Genomic DNA, 15,982 nt, shown 5'->3' with positions numbered 1-15,982 from the left:
AAGGTCGGATCGGTCAGCAGACGGAAGCCGTCGATTTCGATCAGGGCGGTCGGACCGCCGATCAGTGTGATCGCAACGCTCATGATGATGCTCCGCTGTGTCGCGCAGGGACGCGCGTGACCAGATAGATGCCGATGGCCACCGGGATGACGCCGAGCAGGTCCTGCAGCGCCACGTGCTCGCCGAGCACCAGGAAAGCGAAGATCATCGCCAGCGGCGGCATCACGAAATGATAGGCGCTGGCGGCGGTGGCGCCGCACACTTTCAGAAGATGAAACCACAGCACATAGGCCAGGATCGAGCCGCCGAGCACCAGGAAGGCGAATGCGCCGATCAGCTGCGCATTCGGCACGATGTCGTGCACGCTGGAGATGCCGAGCGCGACCGGCCACAGCACGAGCCCGGCCGAGAGGTTCTGGATGCCGTTGCCGACCCACAGGCTGCCCTTCGGCGCGAGCTGCTTGAACAGGACGGTGCCGGTGACCATCGAGGCGAGCGCCGCCAGCGTGAAGAGAATGCCCTGGAGATGATCGGTGCCGACCGACATGCGGTGCCACACGATCATCGCGACGCCGAGCGTGCCGAGCGCCAGGCCCGCGACCTTGCGCAGGGTCAGCGGCTCGCCGAGCAAGAGCGCGGCGAACACCGCGGTGAACACCGGATTGGCGGAGACGATCAGGCCGCCGAGCCCGGCCGACACCGTCTGCAGGCCGGTGTAGCCGAGGCCGAGATAGAGCGCGTTGTTCGCGATGCCGATGAGGGCGAAGACGGCCGCATCACGCCAGCTCATGCGCCACTCGCCCCTGACGGCGGGAACCGCCAGGATCAGGAGACCGGCGAGCGAGAACCGCGCGGCGAGCAGCAACAGCGGCGGGCAATAGGTGACGCCGATCTTGCCGGCGACGAAGGCGAAGCTCCACAGCAGGCAGAACAGGCCGATCTGAAGCGGCAGCAGGTTCGTCTTCATCGGGGTCACGGCAGCCGGAGATGAAACGGTCGACATCGGCGGTCTCCTTCCGCCGTCGATGTAGGGCTGTTCTTCCCCATTTGGAAATTAAATGATAGACTGAAACTCAGTGGAATTTCGAATGGAGGTTCCCGATGCTCGATCTGGAGCTGCTGCGCAGCTTCGTCTCCGTGGTCGAGGCCGGCGGCTTCACCCGGGCCGGCGAGCGCGTCCACCGCACGCAATCGACCGTCAGCCAGCAGATCCGCCGGCTCGAGGAGGACCTCGGGCAGACGCTGCTCAACCGCGACGGCCGCGAGGTGACGCCGACCGAAGCCGGCGAGCGGCTGCTGTCTTACGCCCGCCGCCTGCTGACCTTGGCCGAGGAGGCCCGTGACGTCGTCGCGCGTCCCGGCCCTGCCGGCGCGGTGAAGCTCGGCATCCCCGAGGATTTCGCCGCCTACCGGCTGGCAAAACTGCTCGCGGCGTTCTCGCGCGCGCATCCCGATCTCCGGCTCGACGTCCGCGCCGACCAGAGCCTCAACCTGAAACGCGACATCGAGCGCGGCGATCTCGATCTCGCGCTGCTCAAGCGCGGCGCGGACGACACCCGTGCGGCGATCGCGGCGTGGCCCGAGCAGGTCTATTGGGTGACCAGCAGGAGCCACCCCGTCGACCTCGATGCCCGTTCGCTGCCGCTGATCGGCTTTCCGCTCGGATGCCTGTATCGCAGCCGCGCCATCCATGCGCTGGAGAGCAGCGGACGCGCCTGGCATATGGCCTACACATCGTCGAGCCTCGCCGGCATCCAGGCCGCGGTCGCCGCAGGCATGGGGCTGAGCATCCTTTCGGAGATGTCGGTGCAGGCGGACCACCGCGTGCTGACGGCGCGTGAAGGCTTCGCGCCGATCGACCGCACCGAGGTCGCGCTCGTTGCCTCGCCCGCCGCCAGCCCGGCGACGCTGCGCCTGGCCGACCGGCTGGCCGAGTTCTGCGAGAAGGTGCAGGCGAAGGCGGCGTAGCGCGCAGGCTCGCTCTGATCTTGCTGTTCGTTCGCAGGACGTTACTTTTTCTCTCTCGCTAGGCCGCAGTAAGGGCCTCGCCCTTCGAGACGCCCGCCCTGAGGGCGGGCTCCTCAGGGTGAGGGGCAACGGTCGTGCGAGGCGATCCCGGATCTCTCCGCTCTCCATGAACACGCCGTCGGCGCGTTCATGGTCAATGTGCAGCGTCGCCCTCGGCGCTAAACCCTCATGGTGAGGAGCGCCGCGCCGAGCAAGCTCATTGGCTAGGCAAGATCGTTGCTCGCGGCGCGTCTCGAACCATGAGGCCCCAGTCTGGGCCACACCTATGAACTAATAACACCTTGCCGCGGCGATGCTGTGCAGCCGCGTGTCGCCGAGCACATGCGCGATGAAGGCGCGCTTCGGGAACAGTTTTGCGAAGGCGGCGTCGCGCACGCTCAGGCCGCCGGCATAGGCGCCGAAGGCCGGCATCACCGCGCGCTCGCCATCGGAGACGAAGCAGCGGCGCTCGAGCGTGCGCGCCCGTGTCGCGACCCGCGCTTTCGGATGCAGATGGCCGGCGATCTCGCCACGCGCGCCGGTCGGCTCGTGGCGGAACGTCACCGCACGAATGGTGATCTCGTCGGCGACATCGCCGCCGATGCCGTGCGGCGCCGGATCGTGATTGCCGGTGATCCAGATCCAGTCGCGGCCGACCTGGAGATTGGCGATCGTGGCGCGGTCATCGCCGGTCAGGCGCGCATGCGCGTCGCGGTCATGAAAGCTGTCGCCCAGCGCGATCACCGTGCGCGGATCGTACTGCGCGATCACCGCCGACAGCCGTCGCAAGGTGGCCACCGTGTCGAACGGCGGCAGCAAGGTGCCGTGCGCGGCGTAGCTCGAACCCTTTTCGAGATGCAGGTCGGAGACCACGAGCAGGCGCTGCTCGTCCCAGAACAAGGCGCCGGAGAGATCGGCGCGCAGCGTGATGCCCGCGATCTCCATCGTGCCCGATGAGGAGAATGTCGTCCCCCGCAACGCCGCCTCGCCTCTCGCTCGATCATGATTCGATTCCACAGAATCGCATCATGATCTGATTCCTTTGTTTGCGCATGATCTTTTTCGGAAAACCGGTGCCCACTTTTCCGGATCATGCGCTAGCCCATCGCCTCCTTCACGAGTTCCTCGGCGGCTTCCGCCAGGAGCTCGTCGGCGGCCTCGCCATAGACCGATTCCCGGCCGATTTCCAGCATCACCGGAACGGCCAGCGGCGAGACGCGATCGAGCGGGCGATGGGTGATTCGGCCCTCGATTCGCGTGAGCATATCACCGAGGCGGCGCAGATCGAGCAGGCCGGTGGCGGCATCGGCGCGCGCGGCGCGCAACAGCATGTGATCGGGCTGGTGCCGGCGCAGCACGTCGTAGACGAGGTCGGTCGAGAACAGCACCTGGCGGCGGGATTTCTCCTCGCCGGTGAAGCGGCGCGGGATCAGCCCGGAGATGATGGCGCAGGAGCGGAATGTCCGCTTCATCAAGGCGGATTCCGCGAGCCACGCCTCGAGATCGTCGCCAAGCATGTCCGGATCGAACAGGCCAGCGAGATCGAGCCGGCCTTGGCTCACCATATGCGACATGTCGCCGAGCCCCCACACCGCCAGCGCATATTCATTGGCGACGAAGCCGAGGGGACGGGCGCGCGCGCGCTCCAGCCGGCGCGTCAAGAGCATGCCGAGCGTCTGATGCGCAAGCCGGCCCTCGAACGGATAGCAGACGAGATAGTATTTGCTGGAGCGCGGGAAGGTTTCCACCAGCAACTCGCGCCGGGCCGGGATGCGCGACACGTCCTTCTGCAGCGCCAGCCAGTCCCGCACCTGCTCGGGCAATTGCCTCCAGGCCCGGTGATCGTCGAGCAGGCCGCGCACGCGCTCGGCGAGATAGGTCGACAGCGGGAACTTGCCGCCCATGTAGGACGGCACCTTGGGATCGGCGTCGTTGGCACGCGACACATAGACCTGGTCCTCGGCCAGCGTCTCGTAGCGCACGATCTCGCCGCCGAACACGAACGTGTCGCCGGGCGTGAGACCCTCGATGAAGTACTCCTCGATCTCGCCGAGCAGCCGGCCGCCGCGCGCGATCGCGCCGGTCGTGCCCTTGCCCCCGCCGCGCGAGCGCACCAGCCGCACCTTCAGCATCGCCTCCTCGACGATGGTGCCGACATTCAGGCGGTAGGTCTGCCGCACCTTTGGGTTGGCGACGCGCCAGGCGCCTTTCGCATCCTGCTTGATCCGGGCGAAGCGCTCATAGGTTTTCAGCGCGTAGCCGCCCGACGCGACGAAGTCGACGACATCGTCGAAATCGGCGCGCGACAGCTGCGCATAGGGCGCAGCGGTGATCACCTCGGCGTAGAGCTCGTCGCTGACGAACGGCTCGCCGCAGGCGCAGCCGAGCACGTGCTGCGCCAGCACGTCGAGCGCGCCGGTGCGCAAGGGCGGCGTGTCCTGCGCATTGTCGGCGATGGCGTCGATCGCGACCGAGCATTCCAGCACCTCGAAGCGGTTCGCCGGCACCAGCACCGCGCGTGAGGCTTCATCGAGGCGGTGATTGGCGCGACCGATGCGCTGCATCAGCCGCGAGCAGCCTTTTGGCGCGCCGACATTGATGACGAGATCGACATCGCCCCAGTCGACGCCGAGATCGAGCGACGAGGTGCAGACCACGCCGCGCAATCGGCCGGCGGCCATCGCGTCCTCGACCTTGCGGCGCTGCGCGACGTCGAGCGAACCGTGGTGCAGGGCGATGGCGAGATTGTCGTCGTTGATGCGCCAGAAATCCTGGAACAGCATCTCGGCCTGGCTGCGGGTGTTGACGAACACCAGCGTGGTCTTGTTGGCCTTGATCAGATCGTACATTTCACCAAGCGCGTGGCGCGCGGTGTGGCCGGCCCAGGGCAGCCGCTCGCGGGTGTCGAGCATCTCGACGACCGGCTGCGCCGCGCCGCCGGCGACGACGATGTCAGCCGCGGCCACGGCGCCCTGCGGCTGCGGCATCAGGAAGCGCGCCAGTTGTTCCGGCTCGGCCACCGTCGCCGACAGGCCGATCATGCGCATGTCCGGCGCGAGCCGCCACAGCCGCGCCAGCGCGAGCGACAAGAGATCGCCGCGCTTGGAGGTGACCAGCGCATGCAGCTCGTCGAGCACGACGCGCTTCAGCGAGGAGAACAGGAATGGCGCGTCGGCGGATGACAGCAGCAGCGCCAGCTGCTCGGGCGTCGTCAGCAGGACGTCCGGCGGATAGCGCCGCTGCCGCTGCTTGCGCGAGGCCGGCGTATCGCCGGTGCGGGTCTCGACCTTGATCGGCAGCTCCATCTCGGAGATCGGCGCGTCGAGGTTGCGCGCGATGTCGACCGCGAGCGCCTTCAAGGGCGAGATGTAGAGCGTGTGCAGGCCGGCGGGGCGGGCGACGGATCGGGCTGTGGTTTTCTCCCCGAGCTCGACCAGCGTCGGCAGGAACCCGGCCAGCGTCTTGCCGGCGCCGGTCGGCGCGATCAGCAGCGCGGAGCGCTGCGCACGGGCCTTGTCCAGCAACGCCAGCTGATGCGCGCGCGGCGTCCAGCCGCGCGCCGCGAACCATCGGATGAAATGGTCGGGCAGCGCGGGGCTGTCGTCAGGCGGGACTGGTCGGACGCGGGGCGGCACCGGGGGAAGGTAGGCAGTCCGGCGCGGTTCGTCGAGGGCGGGACGGCTGCCTGGTCCTCCGCCGTCGTCCCGGCGAAAGCCGGGACCCATACCGCGCAGTCCATCGGTAAGGCGCAACTGCCAGTCATCGTCCCACGGAAGCCGGTGGTTATGGGTCCCGGCTCAAGGCCGGGACGACAGCAGAGGATGCCGCGCCCTACTCCGTCATCGGCTTTTCCGAGATGCTCCAGTCCTTGCCGTCGAAGATCGAGATGTAGAGCGTCTTCATCGGCGTGTAGTCGTCGGGCGTGTAGGCGAAATTGACGCCGTCGAGGAAGAAGGGCGAATGGAAGCCGGCCAGCGTCGTGGCGTGCTTGAGCACGTTCTCGCGGGTCAGGTTGTCGCCGCAGCGGCGCAGGATCTCGCCCATCGACACCGCCTGGCCGTAGCCGGCATAGGCGATGGTGTTGTCGGGATCGATCGAGGGCAGGTATTTCGCCCGCAGCGCCTCGAAGCCCTTCACATCGGGATCGTCCTTCCACTGCGGCACGCCGGCATCCTTGGAATAGCGGATGGCGACGATGTCCTTGGCGTTCTCGAGTCCCGCGGCCGACAGGATCGAGCGGCCGGTGGAGCCCGCCGACAATAGCTGCAGCGGCTTCCAGCCGAGCTCGGCGACTTTCCGGATCGACTGCGACGTCGCCTTGCCGGTGGTGATGTTGTAGAACACGTCGGCGCCGGACTTCGACAGATTGATCAGCTGCGAATCGACGGTCGGCTCGGTGAGATCATAGGTCTGCTCCATGATCACCTGGGCCTTGCCGCCGGCATCGGCCAGCACCTTCTTGAAGGGGCCTAAGAAGTCGCGGCCGAAATCGTCGTTCTGGTAGAGGATGCCGATCTTGGCTTCCGGCTTCACGCTCAGCACGTGCTTGGCGAGGATGCGCGCCTCCGTCGGATACAGCGGCAGGCCGGCCATGGTCCATTTGTAGTTCTTGGGATCGTTCCACTTCGAGGCGCCGGTGTTGAGCAGCAGCTGCGGCACGCCCTTGGAGTTGAGGTATTTGTGCACGGCGGTCTGCGGCGCGGTGCCGAGCGAACCATACAGCGCCAGCACCTCCTCCTGCTCGACCAGGCGCCGCGTCGCCTCGACGCATTTCGGCGCGCTGTAGGCGTCGTCCATGGTGAAGAACTTGACCTTGCGGCCGTTGATGCCGCCCTGCTCGTTGAGCATCTGGAAATACGCCTCGCCGACACGGCCGAGCACGCCATACAGCGAGCCGGGACCGGAATGCGGCACGGTCTGGCCGAGCTTGATCTCGGTGTCGCTGGCGCCGGCGTCGTATTTCTTCTCGGCCGCCCAGACATACGGCGAGGCGATCGTCGAAGCACCGATGGTCGCAAGCGCGGTGGCGCAGAAATCACGCCGGGTCAGAGTCTTTTTCATTGGTTGTCTCTCCCTAGATGGCCTGCATTTTTTGGCATCGGGAGAGCCGCGGCAAGAGCGAAGTTGCCGCATTCAACGCTGCGTGCAGCGCATTCAATAGCGTGTAGACTCAAGTCCGGGCGGCGACCACCGCAAGTCCGCGCACCGGCTGCTGCTCCTCGGTGCGCGGCGAGGCCGGTTCGAGATGCCTGAGCTGCAATCCCGTCGACGTGATGGCACCGCGGACATATTCCGCACCATGGGCATAGCGCAGCCCCTTGCCCATGATCACGCCGTCCCCCTCATGGGTCTCGACGGTAAAGGTCAGAAGGCCGCCCGGCATCAGGACGCGGCGGGACTCCGCGAGCACCGGCGCGAGATCGCCGACATAGACCATGGCGTCGGCAGCGAGCACGAGATCGGCCGAGGCGTCCGGCTGCCGCTGCAGGCCGGCCGTCATGTCGTCGACCTCGAGCGCGGCATAGAGCCCGGTGGCGCGCGCCTCCGCGATCATGCCGGCGGAGAGATCGATGCCGATGAAGCTGTCGACGTTCTTGGCAAAGGCCGCGGCGCCGAGGCCCGTGCCGCAGCCGAGATCGATGGCGCGCTTGAAGTAGGCCGGCTTCCTCTCCGCGGCGCGCACCGCGAGCACGGCCTTGAACAGGATGTTCGGCGCCCGGTAGTTGAGCCGCTCGATCAGTTCGGCCTCGAAGCGCGGCGCATATTGGTCGAACAGCGACTGCACATAGGCCTTGGGCATGTCCGACAGCGGCGCGGCGCCGAGCTGCATCAGCCGCACGCCGGCGCCATGGCGGTCATCCGGATCGGCGGCCCGCGCGTTCTGGAACGCGGCGATCGCCTTGTCGGTCTCACCCAGCGTGATCCTGATCTGGCCGAGCTCGAACCAGGCAGAGGCGAAGTTGGGCGCGACCTCGATGGCCTGCTCCATCACCTCGGCCGCTGCGGCGAGGTTGCCCTTCAATTGCAGATCGCGGGCGAACTCGTAGCGGCGGTCGGCGATCAGGTCGCCGGAGGACAGGAAGAAGCGGTGGGGCATCGGGGAACCAGGGGGAGCGTCATGGCCGGGCTTGCCCCGGCCATCCATCATCGAACGAGTCATTCCAAATGATGGATGCGCGGGTCAAGCCCGCGCATGACCAGCGCAGGGTGGGACCGGCTGAATTTTCCAACGCGAGCCCTATATGACCACCATGCGTCCGCAAGACATCCTGCTGCCCGTTCCCTCCGGCCTGTGCTGCAAGGCCGGCGGCTTCCACATCGATCCCGTACGCCCGGTCGAGCGGGCGCTGATCACGCATGGCCATTCCGATCATGCCCGGGCCGGCCATGGCGCGGTGCTGGCGACGCAGGAAACGCTCGACATCATGCGGCTGCGCTATGGCGAGAATTTTGCCGGCAGCACGCAGGCGATCCGCTATGGCGAGGAGGTCCGGCTCGGCGACGTCACCGTCAGCTTTCACCCGGCCGGCCACGTACTCGGCTCGGCGCAGATCAAGGTGTCCTCGGGCGGCACCTGCATCGTCGCCTCGGGCGACTACAAGGATGCGCGCGATCCGACCTGTGCGCCGTTCGAGCTGGTGCAATGCGACGTCTTCATCACCGAGGCGACGTTTGGCCTTCCCGTCTTCCGGCACGGCGATACGGCGCTTGAAGTGAACAAGCTGCTGACTTCGGTGGCGCTGTTTCCCGACCGCGCGCATCTCGTCGGCGCCTATTCCCTGGGCAAGGCGCAGCGCGTGATCGCGCTGATCCGCGAGGCCGGATACGACGCGCCGATCTACCTGCATGGCGCGATGGAGAGGATCACGCGCTACTACCAGGACAAGGGCATCCCGCTCGGCGAGCTCAGGCCGGTGAAGGGCGTCAAGAAGGCCGAGCTCGCGGGCACCATCACGCTCGCGCCGCCCAGCGCGACCTCCGATCTGTGGACGCGGCGCTTCCCGGATCCCGTCACCGCCTTCGCCTCGGGCTGGATGCGGGTGCGCGCCCGCGCCAGGCAGCGCGGCGTCGAGCTGCCGCTGGTGATCTCGGATCATGCCGACTGGGATGGCCTGACCGCGACCATCGCGGCCACCGGTGCCGGCGAGGTCTGGGTGACGCACGGCCAGGAGGACGCGCTGGTGCATTGGTGCCGGAGCAAGGGCCTCGCGGCGCGGCCGCTCGATCTCGTCGGCTATGGCGATGAGGAGGAGAGCGAGGTGGCGCCTGCGGAGGAGACCGAGGCATGAACCGCTTCGCCGAGCTGCTCGACCGTCTCGCCTATGAGCCCGGCCGCAACAACAAGCTGCGCCTGCTGACCTCGTATTTCCGCGAGGTCGAGGATCCGGACCGCGGCTACGCGCTGGCCGCGCTGACCGGCGCGCTGTCGTTCAAGCACGCCAAGCCGGCGCTGATCCGCGACCTCATCGCCGCGCGCACCGATCCGGTGCTGTTCGCGTTGTCGTATGATTATGTCGGCGACCTCTCCGAGACCGTCGCGCTGATGTGGCCGAAGAGCGGGTCTCAGCAGCAGCGCGTTTCCGGGCACCCCCTTCCCCAGTCCTCCCCCACAAGGGGGGAGGGAGCGCAGTTGAGCGTGGCGCTTGCACCCACCCAAGCATCCACCATGGGCTCACCCGGAGATCCCGCCTCACCAACCACTGCTCTCACCGTTCCCTCCCCTCTTGTGGGGGAGGGTCAGGGAGGGGGATGCCACACGGGTGCTCTTTCGACCCGGCTCCCGCCAGGCCACAACAACCCGCCGCCGCCGACGCTCACCGAGGTCGTCACCACGCTGCGCACGCTCGGCAAGACCGAGATGCCGAAGCAGCTCGCGCGCTGGCTGGACGAACTGGACGAGACCGGGCGCTGGGCGCTGCTGAAGCTGGTCACCGGCGCACTTCGCATCGGCATTTCCGCCCGCCTCGCCAAGACCGCCGCCGCCGCGCTCGGCGAGAAGGATCCGCACGAGGTCGAGCTGATCTGGCCGGGCCTCGCGCCGCCCTATCTCGACCTGTTCGCCTGGCTCGAAGGCCGCGGCGACAAGCCCGTCAATCGTGATCCCGCCCCGTTCCGCCCCGTCATGCTGGCGCACGCCGTCGAGGACGGCGACTTCGCCAACATGGCGGCGGCCGACTACATCGCCGAATGGAAATGGGACGGCATCCGCGTCCAGGCGGTCAGCGGCCGCGAGGCCGATGGCCGCATCGTGACGCGGCTGTATTCGCGCAGCGGCGAGGACATCACCGCAAGCTTCCCTGATCTCTTGCCCTCGCTGCATCTGCCGGGCGCGCTCGACGGCGAACTGCTGGTGGTGCGAGACAGGCGCGTGCAGAGCTTCAACGTGCTGCAGCAGCGGCTGAACCGTAAGACGGTGTCGCCGAAACTGATGAAGGAGTACCCGATCCATCTGCGCGCCTACGACCTGCTCGGCGACGAGGACCATGATCTGCGCGAGCTGCCATTCGAACAGCGGCGCGAGAGGCTGGAAGGCTTCATCAAGCGCCTCGACGAGCCGCGTGTCGATTTGTCGCCGACCATCGCCTTTGCGAGCTGGGACGAGCTGAAGGCCGCGCGCGCCGATCCGGCCTCGGCGGGCGCTGGTGACGACGCCGAGGCGGTCGAAGGGGTGATGCTGAAGCGGCGCGATGCGCTGTATCTGCCAGGCCGGCCGAAGGGTCAGTGGTGGAAGTGGAAGCACGATCCTCATATCATCGACGCCGTGCTGATGTACGCGCAGCGCGGCCACGGCAAGCGCTCGTCCTATTACTCCGACTACACGTTCGGTGTCTGGACATCCGCCGAGGGAGGCGATCAGCTGGTGCCGGTCGGCAAGGCCTATTTCGGCTTCACCGACGAGGAGCTCTTGCAGATCGACCGCTTCGTCCGCCGCAACACCACGGAGAAGTTCGGTCCCGTCCGCCACGTCGTGCACGAGCCCGAGCAGGGCCTGGTGCTGGAGGTCGCTTTCGAGGGCCTGCAGAAATCGCCCCGCCACAAATCCGGCGTCGCCATGCGCTTCCCGCGCATCAACCGCCTGCGCTGGGACAAGCCGCCGCGCGACGCCGACCGGCTGGAGACGCTGGAACGCATGCTGAAAAGCGAGGCGGGAACCCTGCCGCTTGAATTTGCGGCGCGCAAGATTGACCACGAAGATACTCGTCATGCCCGGGCTTGACCCGGGCATCCATCGCCTCGGCAAAGATGGATGGCCGGGTCAAGCCCGGCCATGACGGCGGTGCGTGGAGCCCACACACGGCAAAGCATCGGCAACGCCGGAACATTAAATGCCAGTAACCCGCTTGCGGCCATGAGGCCGGTTCCCCACCTGCCCTGCCGTGCTCTATAATCCCCCGCACGAATCCGCCGGTGCACCGGCCTTCGCGCTAGCCTTCGCACCTGCCTTGGAGACCATGACATGTCGAACGACATCCGGGACTATCCGGCCCGCGCCCGCAGCTCGGATGGCCTGTATCGCTTTCTCGGCGGCTCGCCGGTGGCGGTGGCGTTCCGGCTGATCCTGCTGTCCATCCTGGTCGGCGTGGTGCTGTCGGCGATCGGTTTCGATCCGCTGAACATCCTGCACAGCATCCGGCTGTTGTTCATCCGTCTCTACGAGCTCGGCTTCGATGCCTTCAACTGGCTGTGGCGCTACTTCCTGCTCGGTGCTGTCATCGTGATCCCGGTCTGGTTCCTGTCACGGCTGTTCGCACCGCGCGGGCGATAGATCGATTCCAGTCACCGGAGGGGCGCAGCCGCGCCCCTCAACTGGCTCGCGGGCGCGAAGCGCGATAAGCATGGCGGTGCCGGACGAGCCGGCGCCAGGCGAGCTTTCCGTTGCATTCACCGACAGTCAACAGGTCCGACGTCACCAGCGCGCGGGTGTTCGCCATCGCCGGCCCGGCGATGCTCGCCAATATCACCACCCCGCTGATCGGCGTCGTCGCGACCACCGCGATCGGCCGCCTCGGCGAGGCAAGTCAGCTCGGCGGCGTCGCCATGGCCTCGGTGATCTTCGACTGCACGTTCTGGCTGTTCGGCTTCCTGCGCATGAGCACGCTCGCCTTCACGGCGCAGTCGCTCGGCGCCGGGGACACCAGCGGCATCCGCGTGACCCTGATGCGCGGGCTGCTGGTCGCCGCGCTGGTCGGCGGCGTCCTGATCGCCCTGCAGCGGCCGCTGGCCGACAGCCTGTTCGCCGCGATGGGCGGCTCCGACGCCGTCATCAGCGCCGGGCGCAGCTACTTCCTGATCCGCATCTGGTCCGCGCCGTTCGCGCTCGCCAACTACGTGTCTCTCGGCTGGCTGGTCGGCCAGGCCTGGGCACGGCTGGCGCTCGGCGTGCAGATCACGATCAACCTCATCAACATGACCGCGACGCTGCTGCTGGTGTCGCTGCTCGGCTTCGGCGTCAACGGCGCGGCGATCGCCGCCGTGATCGCCGAGGCCAGCGGCGTCGCGATCGGCTTCGCCGTCGCCCGGCACTACCTCCCCGGCCGGCTGGTGGAATCGTGGCGGCAACTGCTCGACCGCGAGCAGTTGCTGCAGGTTCTCGCCGTCAACCGCGACATCATGATCCGGACATCGGCGCTGATCGCCGTATATCTGTTCTTCAGCGCGCAGGGCGCGCGCGCCGGCGACGTGACGCTGGCCGCCAATGCCGTGCTCAACAATTTCCTGCTCGTCAGCGCCTTCTTCCTCGACGGCTTCGCCAATGCCGCCGAACAGCTCTGCGGCTTCGCCGTTGGCGCGCGCGACCGCAAGGCCTTCAAGGGCGCCACGCAGTTGATCCTGGCCTGGGGCTTCGGCTTTGCGCTCGCGGTGGCGATCGGGCTTGCGGTGGCCGGCCCCGCGCTGATCGACCTGATGACGGCGTCGGCCGCCGTGCGGCTTGCCGCGCGCGACTTTCTCGTCTTCGTCATCGTCTCGCCGCTGCCGGCGGTGTTCGCCTTCGCCTTCGACGGCATCTATATCGGCGCCACCTGGGCCCGCGACATGCGCAACCTGATGATCGCCTCGCTGGCCGCCTTCTTCCTGACCTGGCTCGCGCTGCGCTCGCTCGGCAACACCGCGCTGTGGTTCGGCCTGCTCGCCTTCTACGCCTCACGCGGCGCACTGCAGGCCGCGCGCTATCCGGCGCTGCTGAGGACGTCGTTCGGGACCGGCCCGGCTCGGCCGACAAGGTAAGCTGTCATCATCCGCGCAAGCGGATGATCCAGTGCGCCGTGTCGTCACGGTTCAACGAAAGCCGCCGCGGCGGACTGGATCCCCGCCTGCGCGGGGATGACAGCAGCGTGCGTAGGGTGGGCAAAGCGCAGCGTGCCCACCGTCTTTCCGCAAATGGTGGGCACGCTTCGCTTTGCCCACCCTACATTCCTTTGCAGAAGATGCAGCCCGCCCAAATCAAACCGGCCAGTCCTCCGCCGTGATCGTGGCCGCATCGGCGCCGACGATCTCCGACAGCGACTCGCGCCCCGTGCGCAGCAGGGTCGAGGTCAAATCGGCCTTGATGCTCTCGACCAGGCCGAGGCCTTTGTAGACCAGCGAGGAGTACAGCTGAATGAGGCTGGCGCCAGCGCGGATCTTGGTCAGCGCGGCGCCGCCGGTGTCGATGCCGCCGACGCCGATCAGCGGGAAGGCGCCCTCGACGCGGACGAAGGTCTCGGCGACCATGCGGGTCGACAGCCGGAACAGCGGCCGGCCCGAGAGACCGCCCTGCTCCTTGGCGCGCAGCTGCTCACGCAACGAGTTGGGCCGCGCCAGCGTGGTGTTCGACACGATCATGCCGTCGACGCCGCGCGAGCGCGCGACATGGACGACGTCGTCGAGCTCGGCGAGGCTGAGATCGGGCGCGATTTTGAGCAGCACCGGGGTATCGCCGGCCTTGCGGCGGACGCGGTCGCGCGCCTCCAGCACCTTCGACAGCAGTTCGTCGAGCTGCGAGGCCTGCTGCAGATTGCGCAGGCCGGGCGTGTTCGGCGAGGAGATGTTGACGGTGAAGTAGCTCGCGACCGGCGCGAAGGTCTCGATCAGCCGGACGTAGTCGGCGACGCGGTCGGCGGAATCCTTGTTGGCCCCGACATTGACGCCGACGATGCCGCCCTGGTTGGCGCGGCCGGCGAGCCGGCGCAGCACGATCTCGGCGCCGTCATTGTTGAAGCCCATGCGGTTGATGACGGCCTCGTCGCGCTCCAGGCGGAACAGCCGCGGCCGCGGATTGCCGCTCTGCGGACGCGGCGTGACGGAGCCGATCTCGACGAAGCCGAAGCCGAGCCGCAGCAGCGCGTCCGGCACCTCGGCGTTCTTGTCGAAGCCGGCGGCCATGCCGACCGGGTTCGGGAAGTTGAGCCCGAAGGCCCGCACCGCGAGCTTGGCGTCGTCAGGCCGCGGCTTGATCGCCGGCAACAGCTTCAGGCCCTGGATGGCGAGCCGGTGCGCATCCTCGGCATCGAGCCAGCGGAGCAGCGGCAGCGAGAGCTGGTCGAAGGCGCGGATCACGGCGTGAGGTCCGGAATGTCGTGGCCGCCATCGGCGCGGCTGTGCATCTGGTGAACGGCGGTGACGGCGCCGACATCGAGTTCGCCATAAAGGTGAGGGAACAGCTCGTCATTGCGTGACCGCTCCCAGCGCAGGCCCGGCCCGAGTGCATCCGCCTCGACCTCGACCAGGAACAGCGCATTCTGCCCGAAGAAGTGCTTGCGCGCGGTCTCGCTGACCTGGGAGGCGGTCGAGAAATGGATGAAGCCGTCGCGCAGATCGTCGGCGCTGCCGCGATAGACGCCCTGCCGCTCCGCCTCGCGCCATGCCGAAGCCGAGCAGATTTTGTAGATTTTGGGCACGTTCGCGCGGTCCTGGCTCGAGCTTGAGTTTGCTGACGTTTTCGGGATGCAGCCGACCGTATCGGCAGGATCAGGCGAACTCAAGCCTCGTCTGCCCGACGCGGGCACCAGCCGCCCGCCGCAGTTGCATCCGTGCCATGACGGATGTCGCTGGATGCAGCGGGTTCCTCAGCAAGGATTAACCAGAATGGGGTTTTCTTGGTTCCCGCGAATCGCTCGCGCTCCCGGGCCGCTGACGCGCCGCACGATTGCATGCCCCATTGTCGAGATTTGGAGATTGCCATGGACCGCCGCCACGTCTTGAAGGCCCTTGCGGGCCTCGCCCTCTGCCCCGTCTGCGCCACGCCGGGCTTCGCCGCCGAAGGCGCACCGCATTGGAGCTACGAGGGCGCGACCGGGCCGGCCAAGTGGGGCGACCTCGACGCCGCCAACAAGGTGTGCAGCATCGGCAACCAGCAATCGCCGATCGACATCGAGAACGCCATGAAGACCCGGCTGCCGGACTTCAAGCTGTCCTGGGCCAAGACCGCCGATACCATCGTCAACAACGGCCACACCATCCAGCTCAACTTCGCCGACGGCAGCGGCACGCTCAAGCTCGGCGAGACCAACTACAAGCTGCTGCAGGTGCACTTCCACCGGCCGAGCGAGCACCAGATCGGCGGCAAGAACTTTCCGATGGAGGCGCATTTCGTGCACCGCGCCGCCTCCGGCAGCCTCGCCGTGCTCGGCGTGCTCATGACCACCGGCCGGCCCAATCCCGCCTTCGCCCAGATCGTGGCGACGATGCCGGACAAGGAAGGCCCGGCGGTGAAGGCCGATCCGCGCATCAATCCCAACATGATGCTGCCGAACCGCCGCTCCTATTATCGCTATGCCGGCTCGCTGACGACGCCGCCCTGCTCCGAGGTCGTCGAGTGGCTGCTGCTGAGCGACCCGATCCAGGTGGCGGAAGCCGACGTCGCGAAATTCGCCAAGCTCTACCCGATGAACGCCCGCCCGGTGCAGAAGCTCGACCGCCGCTTCGTGCTGCAGGGGATGTAGTCGACCGCCCGCATCGGGCAAACGCGCCGCCAAACACTCCGCCGTCGTCCCGG

Annotated in this window: 13 protein-coding genes and 1 pseudogene; 6 read left to right on the top strand and 8 right to left on the bottom strand. The window is 67.5% G+C overall.

All coding sequences use genetic code 11. From position 1 onward, the window contains the following. Both BRAS3809_RS37480 and BRAS3809_RS27610 read right to left on the bottom strand, forming a co-directional pair. Positions 1–83, bottom strand: a pseudogene (locus BRAS3809_RS37480) (MBL fold metallo-hydrolase); the annotation flags it as partial. Further along, positions 80–1,003 (bottom strand): DMT family transporter, encoded by a 924-nt coding sequence (locus BRAS3809_RS27610; RefSeq protein WP_008965296.1) that lies wholly within the window; start codon positions 1,001–1,003, stop codon positions 80–82. The gene BRAS3809_RS27610 and the pseudogene BRAS3809_RS37480, both read right to left, overlap by 4 nt. Before the next feature lie 98 nt (positions 1,004–1,101). Here BRAS3809_RS27610 and BRAS3809_RS27605 point away from each other — a divergent pair, with 98 nt between their 5' ends. After that, entirely contained in the window at positions 1,102–1,968 is an 867-nt protein-coding gene (locus BRAS3809_RS27605) for a LysR family transcriptional regulator (protein ID WP_008965295.1), read from the top strand. Positions 1,969–2,298: 330 nt separating this feature from the next. Here BRAS3809_RS27605 and pdeM read toward each other — a convergent pair whose 3' ends face one another. The 4 genes from pdeM to BRAS3809_RS27585 form a co-directional block, all read right to left on the bottom strand. Next, the gene (gene pdeM, locus BRAS3809_RS27600; protein ID WP_008965294.1) at positions 2,299–2,985 is read right to left on the bottom strand and encodes a ligase-associated DNA damage response endonuclease PdeM; all 687 of its coding nucleotides are present in this window, start codon (positions 2,983–2,985) and stop codon (positions 2,299–2,301) included. Positions 2,986–3,104: 119 nt separating this feature from the next. Then, a complete protein-coding gene (locus tag BRAS3809_RS27595; protein ID WP_035659016.1) occupies positions 3,105–5,642 on the bottom strand; it encodes a ligase-associated DNA damage response DEXH box helicase in 2,538 nt (845 codons plus the stop codon). 196 nt (positions 5,643–5,838) lie between these two features. Then, entirely contained in the window at positions 5,839–7,068 is a 1,230-nt protein-coding gene (locus tag BRAS3809_RS27590; RefSeq protein ID WP_008965292.1) for an ABC transporter substrate-binding protein, read from the bottom strand. A gap of 109 nt (positions 7,069–7,177) precedes the next feature. Next, a complete protein-coding gene (locus BRAS3809_RS27585) occupies positions 7,178–8,104 on the bottom strand; it encodes a methyltransferase domain-containing protein (RefSeq protein WP_008965291.1) in 927 nt (308 codons plus the stop codon). 145 nt (positions 8,105–8,249) lie between these two features. Here BRAS3809_RS27585 and BRAS3809_RS27580 point away from each other — a divergent pair, with 145 nt between their 5' ends. The 4 genes from BRAS3809_RS27580 (at position 8,250) to BRAS3809_RS27565 (ending at position 13,233) form a co-directional block, all read left to right on the top strand. Further along, on the top strand, positions 8,250–9,296 hold the full coding sequence (locus BRAS3809_RS27580) for a ligase-associated DNA damage response exonuclease (RefSeq protein WP_008965290.1): 1,047 nt from the start codon (positions 8,250–8,252) through the stop codon (positions 9,294–9,296). Beyond that, positions 9,293–11,224 carry an ATP-dependent DNA ligase gene (locus BRAS3809_RS27575; RefSeq protein WP_008965289.1) on the top strand — a complete coding sequence of 644 codons (1,932 nt, stop codon included), beginning with the start codon at positions 9,293–9,295 and terminating at the stop codon, positions 11,222–11,224. Before BRAS3809_RS27580 ends, BRAS3809_RS27575 begins: the two co-directional genes overlap by 4 nt. A gap of 240 nt (positions 11,225–11,464) precedes the next feature. Further along, a complete protein-coding gene (locus tag BRAS3809_RS27570) occupies positions 11,465–11,773 on the top strand; it encodes a DUF6460 domain-containing protein (RefSeq protein ID WP_008965288.1) in 309 nt (102 codons plus the stop codon). 155 nt (positions 11,774–11,928) lie between these two features. Then, positions 11,929–13,233 carry an MATE family efflux transporter gene (locus tag BRAS3809_RS27565; RefSeq protein WP_008965287.1) on the top strand — a complete coding sequence of 435 codons (1,305 nt, stop codon included), beginning with the start codon at positions 11,929–11,931 and terminating at the stop codon, positions 13,231–13,233. A gap of 216 nt (positions 13,234–13,449) precedes the next feature. On the opposite strand, the gene BRAS3809_RS27560 is transcribed toward BRAS3809_RS27565, so the two are convergent. Together BRAS3809_RS27560 and BRAS3809_RS27555 are read right to left on the bottom strand one after the other, a co-directional pair. Next, positions 13,450–14,544 (bottom strand): quinone-dependent dihydroorotate dehydrogenase, encoded by a 1,095-nt coding sequence (locus BRAS3809_RS27560; protein ID WP_008965286.1) that lies wholly within the window; start codon positions 14,542–14,544, stop codon positions 13,450–13,452. Then, positions 14,541–14,885 carry a DUF952 domain-containing protein gene (locus BRAS3809_RS27555; protein WP_008965285.1) on the bottom strand — a complete coding sequence of 115 codons (345 nt, stop codon included), beginning with the start codon at positions 14,883–14,885 and terminating at the stop codon, positions 14,541–14,543. Before BRAS3809_RS27555 ends, BRAS3809_RS27560 begins: the two co-directional genes overlap by 4 nt. A 282-nt stretch (positions 14,886–15,167) precedes the next feature. On the opposite strand from BRAS3809_RS27555, the gene BRAS3809_RS27550 reads away from it, so the two are divergent. After that, on the top strand, positions 15,168–15,929 hold the full coding sequence (locus BRAS3809_RS27550) for a carbonic anhydrase (protein WP_008965284.1): 762 nt from the start codon (positions 15,168–15,170) through the stop codon (positions 15,927–15,929). Positions 15,930–15,982 lie beyond the last annotated feature (53 nt).

The sequence above is a fragment of the Bradyrhizobium sp. STM 3809 genome, assembly GCF_000239795.1.
Classification (GTDB): Bacteria; Pseudomonadota; Alphaproteobacteria; order Rhizobiales; family Xanthobacteraceae; genus Bradyrhizobium.
The sequence above is the reverse complement of the archived record's forward strand: the minus strand, read 5'-3'. Positions and strand labels throughout refer to the sequence as shown.

Coding starts and splice junctions, on each gene's coding strand:
- BRAS3809_RS27610 (WP_008965296.1), bottom strand. CDS start 1,003: ATGTCGACCGTTTCATCTCCGGCTGCCGTGACCCCGATGAAGACGAAC.
- BRAS3809_RS27605 (WP_008965295.1), top strand. CDS start 1,102: ATGCTCGATCTGGAGCTGCTGCGCAGCTTCGTCTCCGTGGTCGAGGCC.
- BRAS3809_RS27590 (WP_008965292.1), bottom strand. CDS start 7,068: ATGAAAAAGACTCTGACCCGGCGTGATTTCTGCGCCACCGCGCTTGCG.
- BRAS3809_RS27585 (WP_008965291.1), bottom strand. CDS start 8,104: ATGCCCCACCGCTTCTTCCTGTCCTCCGGCGACCTGATCGCCGACCGC.
- BRAS3809_RS27580 (WP_008965290.1), top strand. CDS start 8,250: ATGACCACCATGCGTCCGCAAGACATCCTGCTGCCCGTTCCCTCCGGC.
- BRAS3809_RS27575 (WP_008965289.1), top strand. CDS start 9,293: ATGAACCGCTTCGCCGAGCTGCTCGACCGTCTCGCCTATGAGCCCGGC.
- BRAS3809_RS27570 (WP_008965288.1), top strand. CDS start 11,465: ATGTCGAACGACATCCGGGACTATCCGGCCCGCGCCCGCAGCTCGGAT.
- BRAS3809_RS27550 (WP_008965284.1), top strand. CDS start 15,168: ATGGACCGCCGCCACGTCTTGAAGGCCCTTGCGGGCCTCGCCCTCTGC.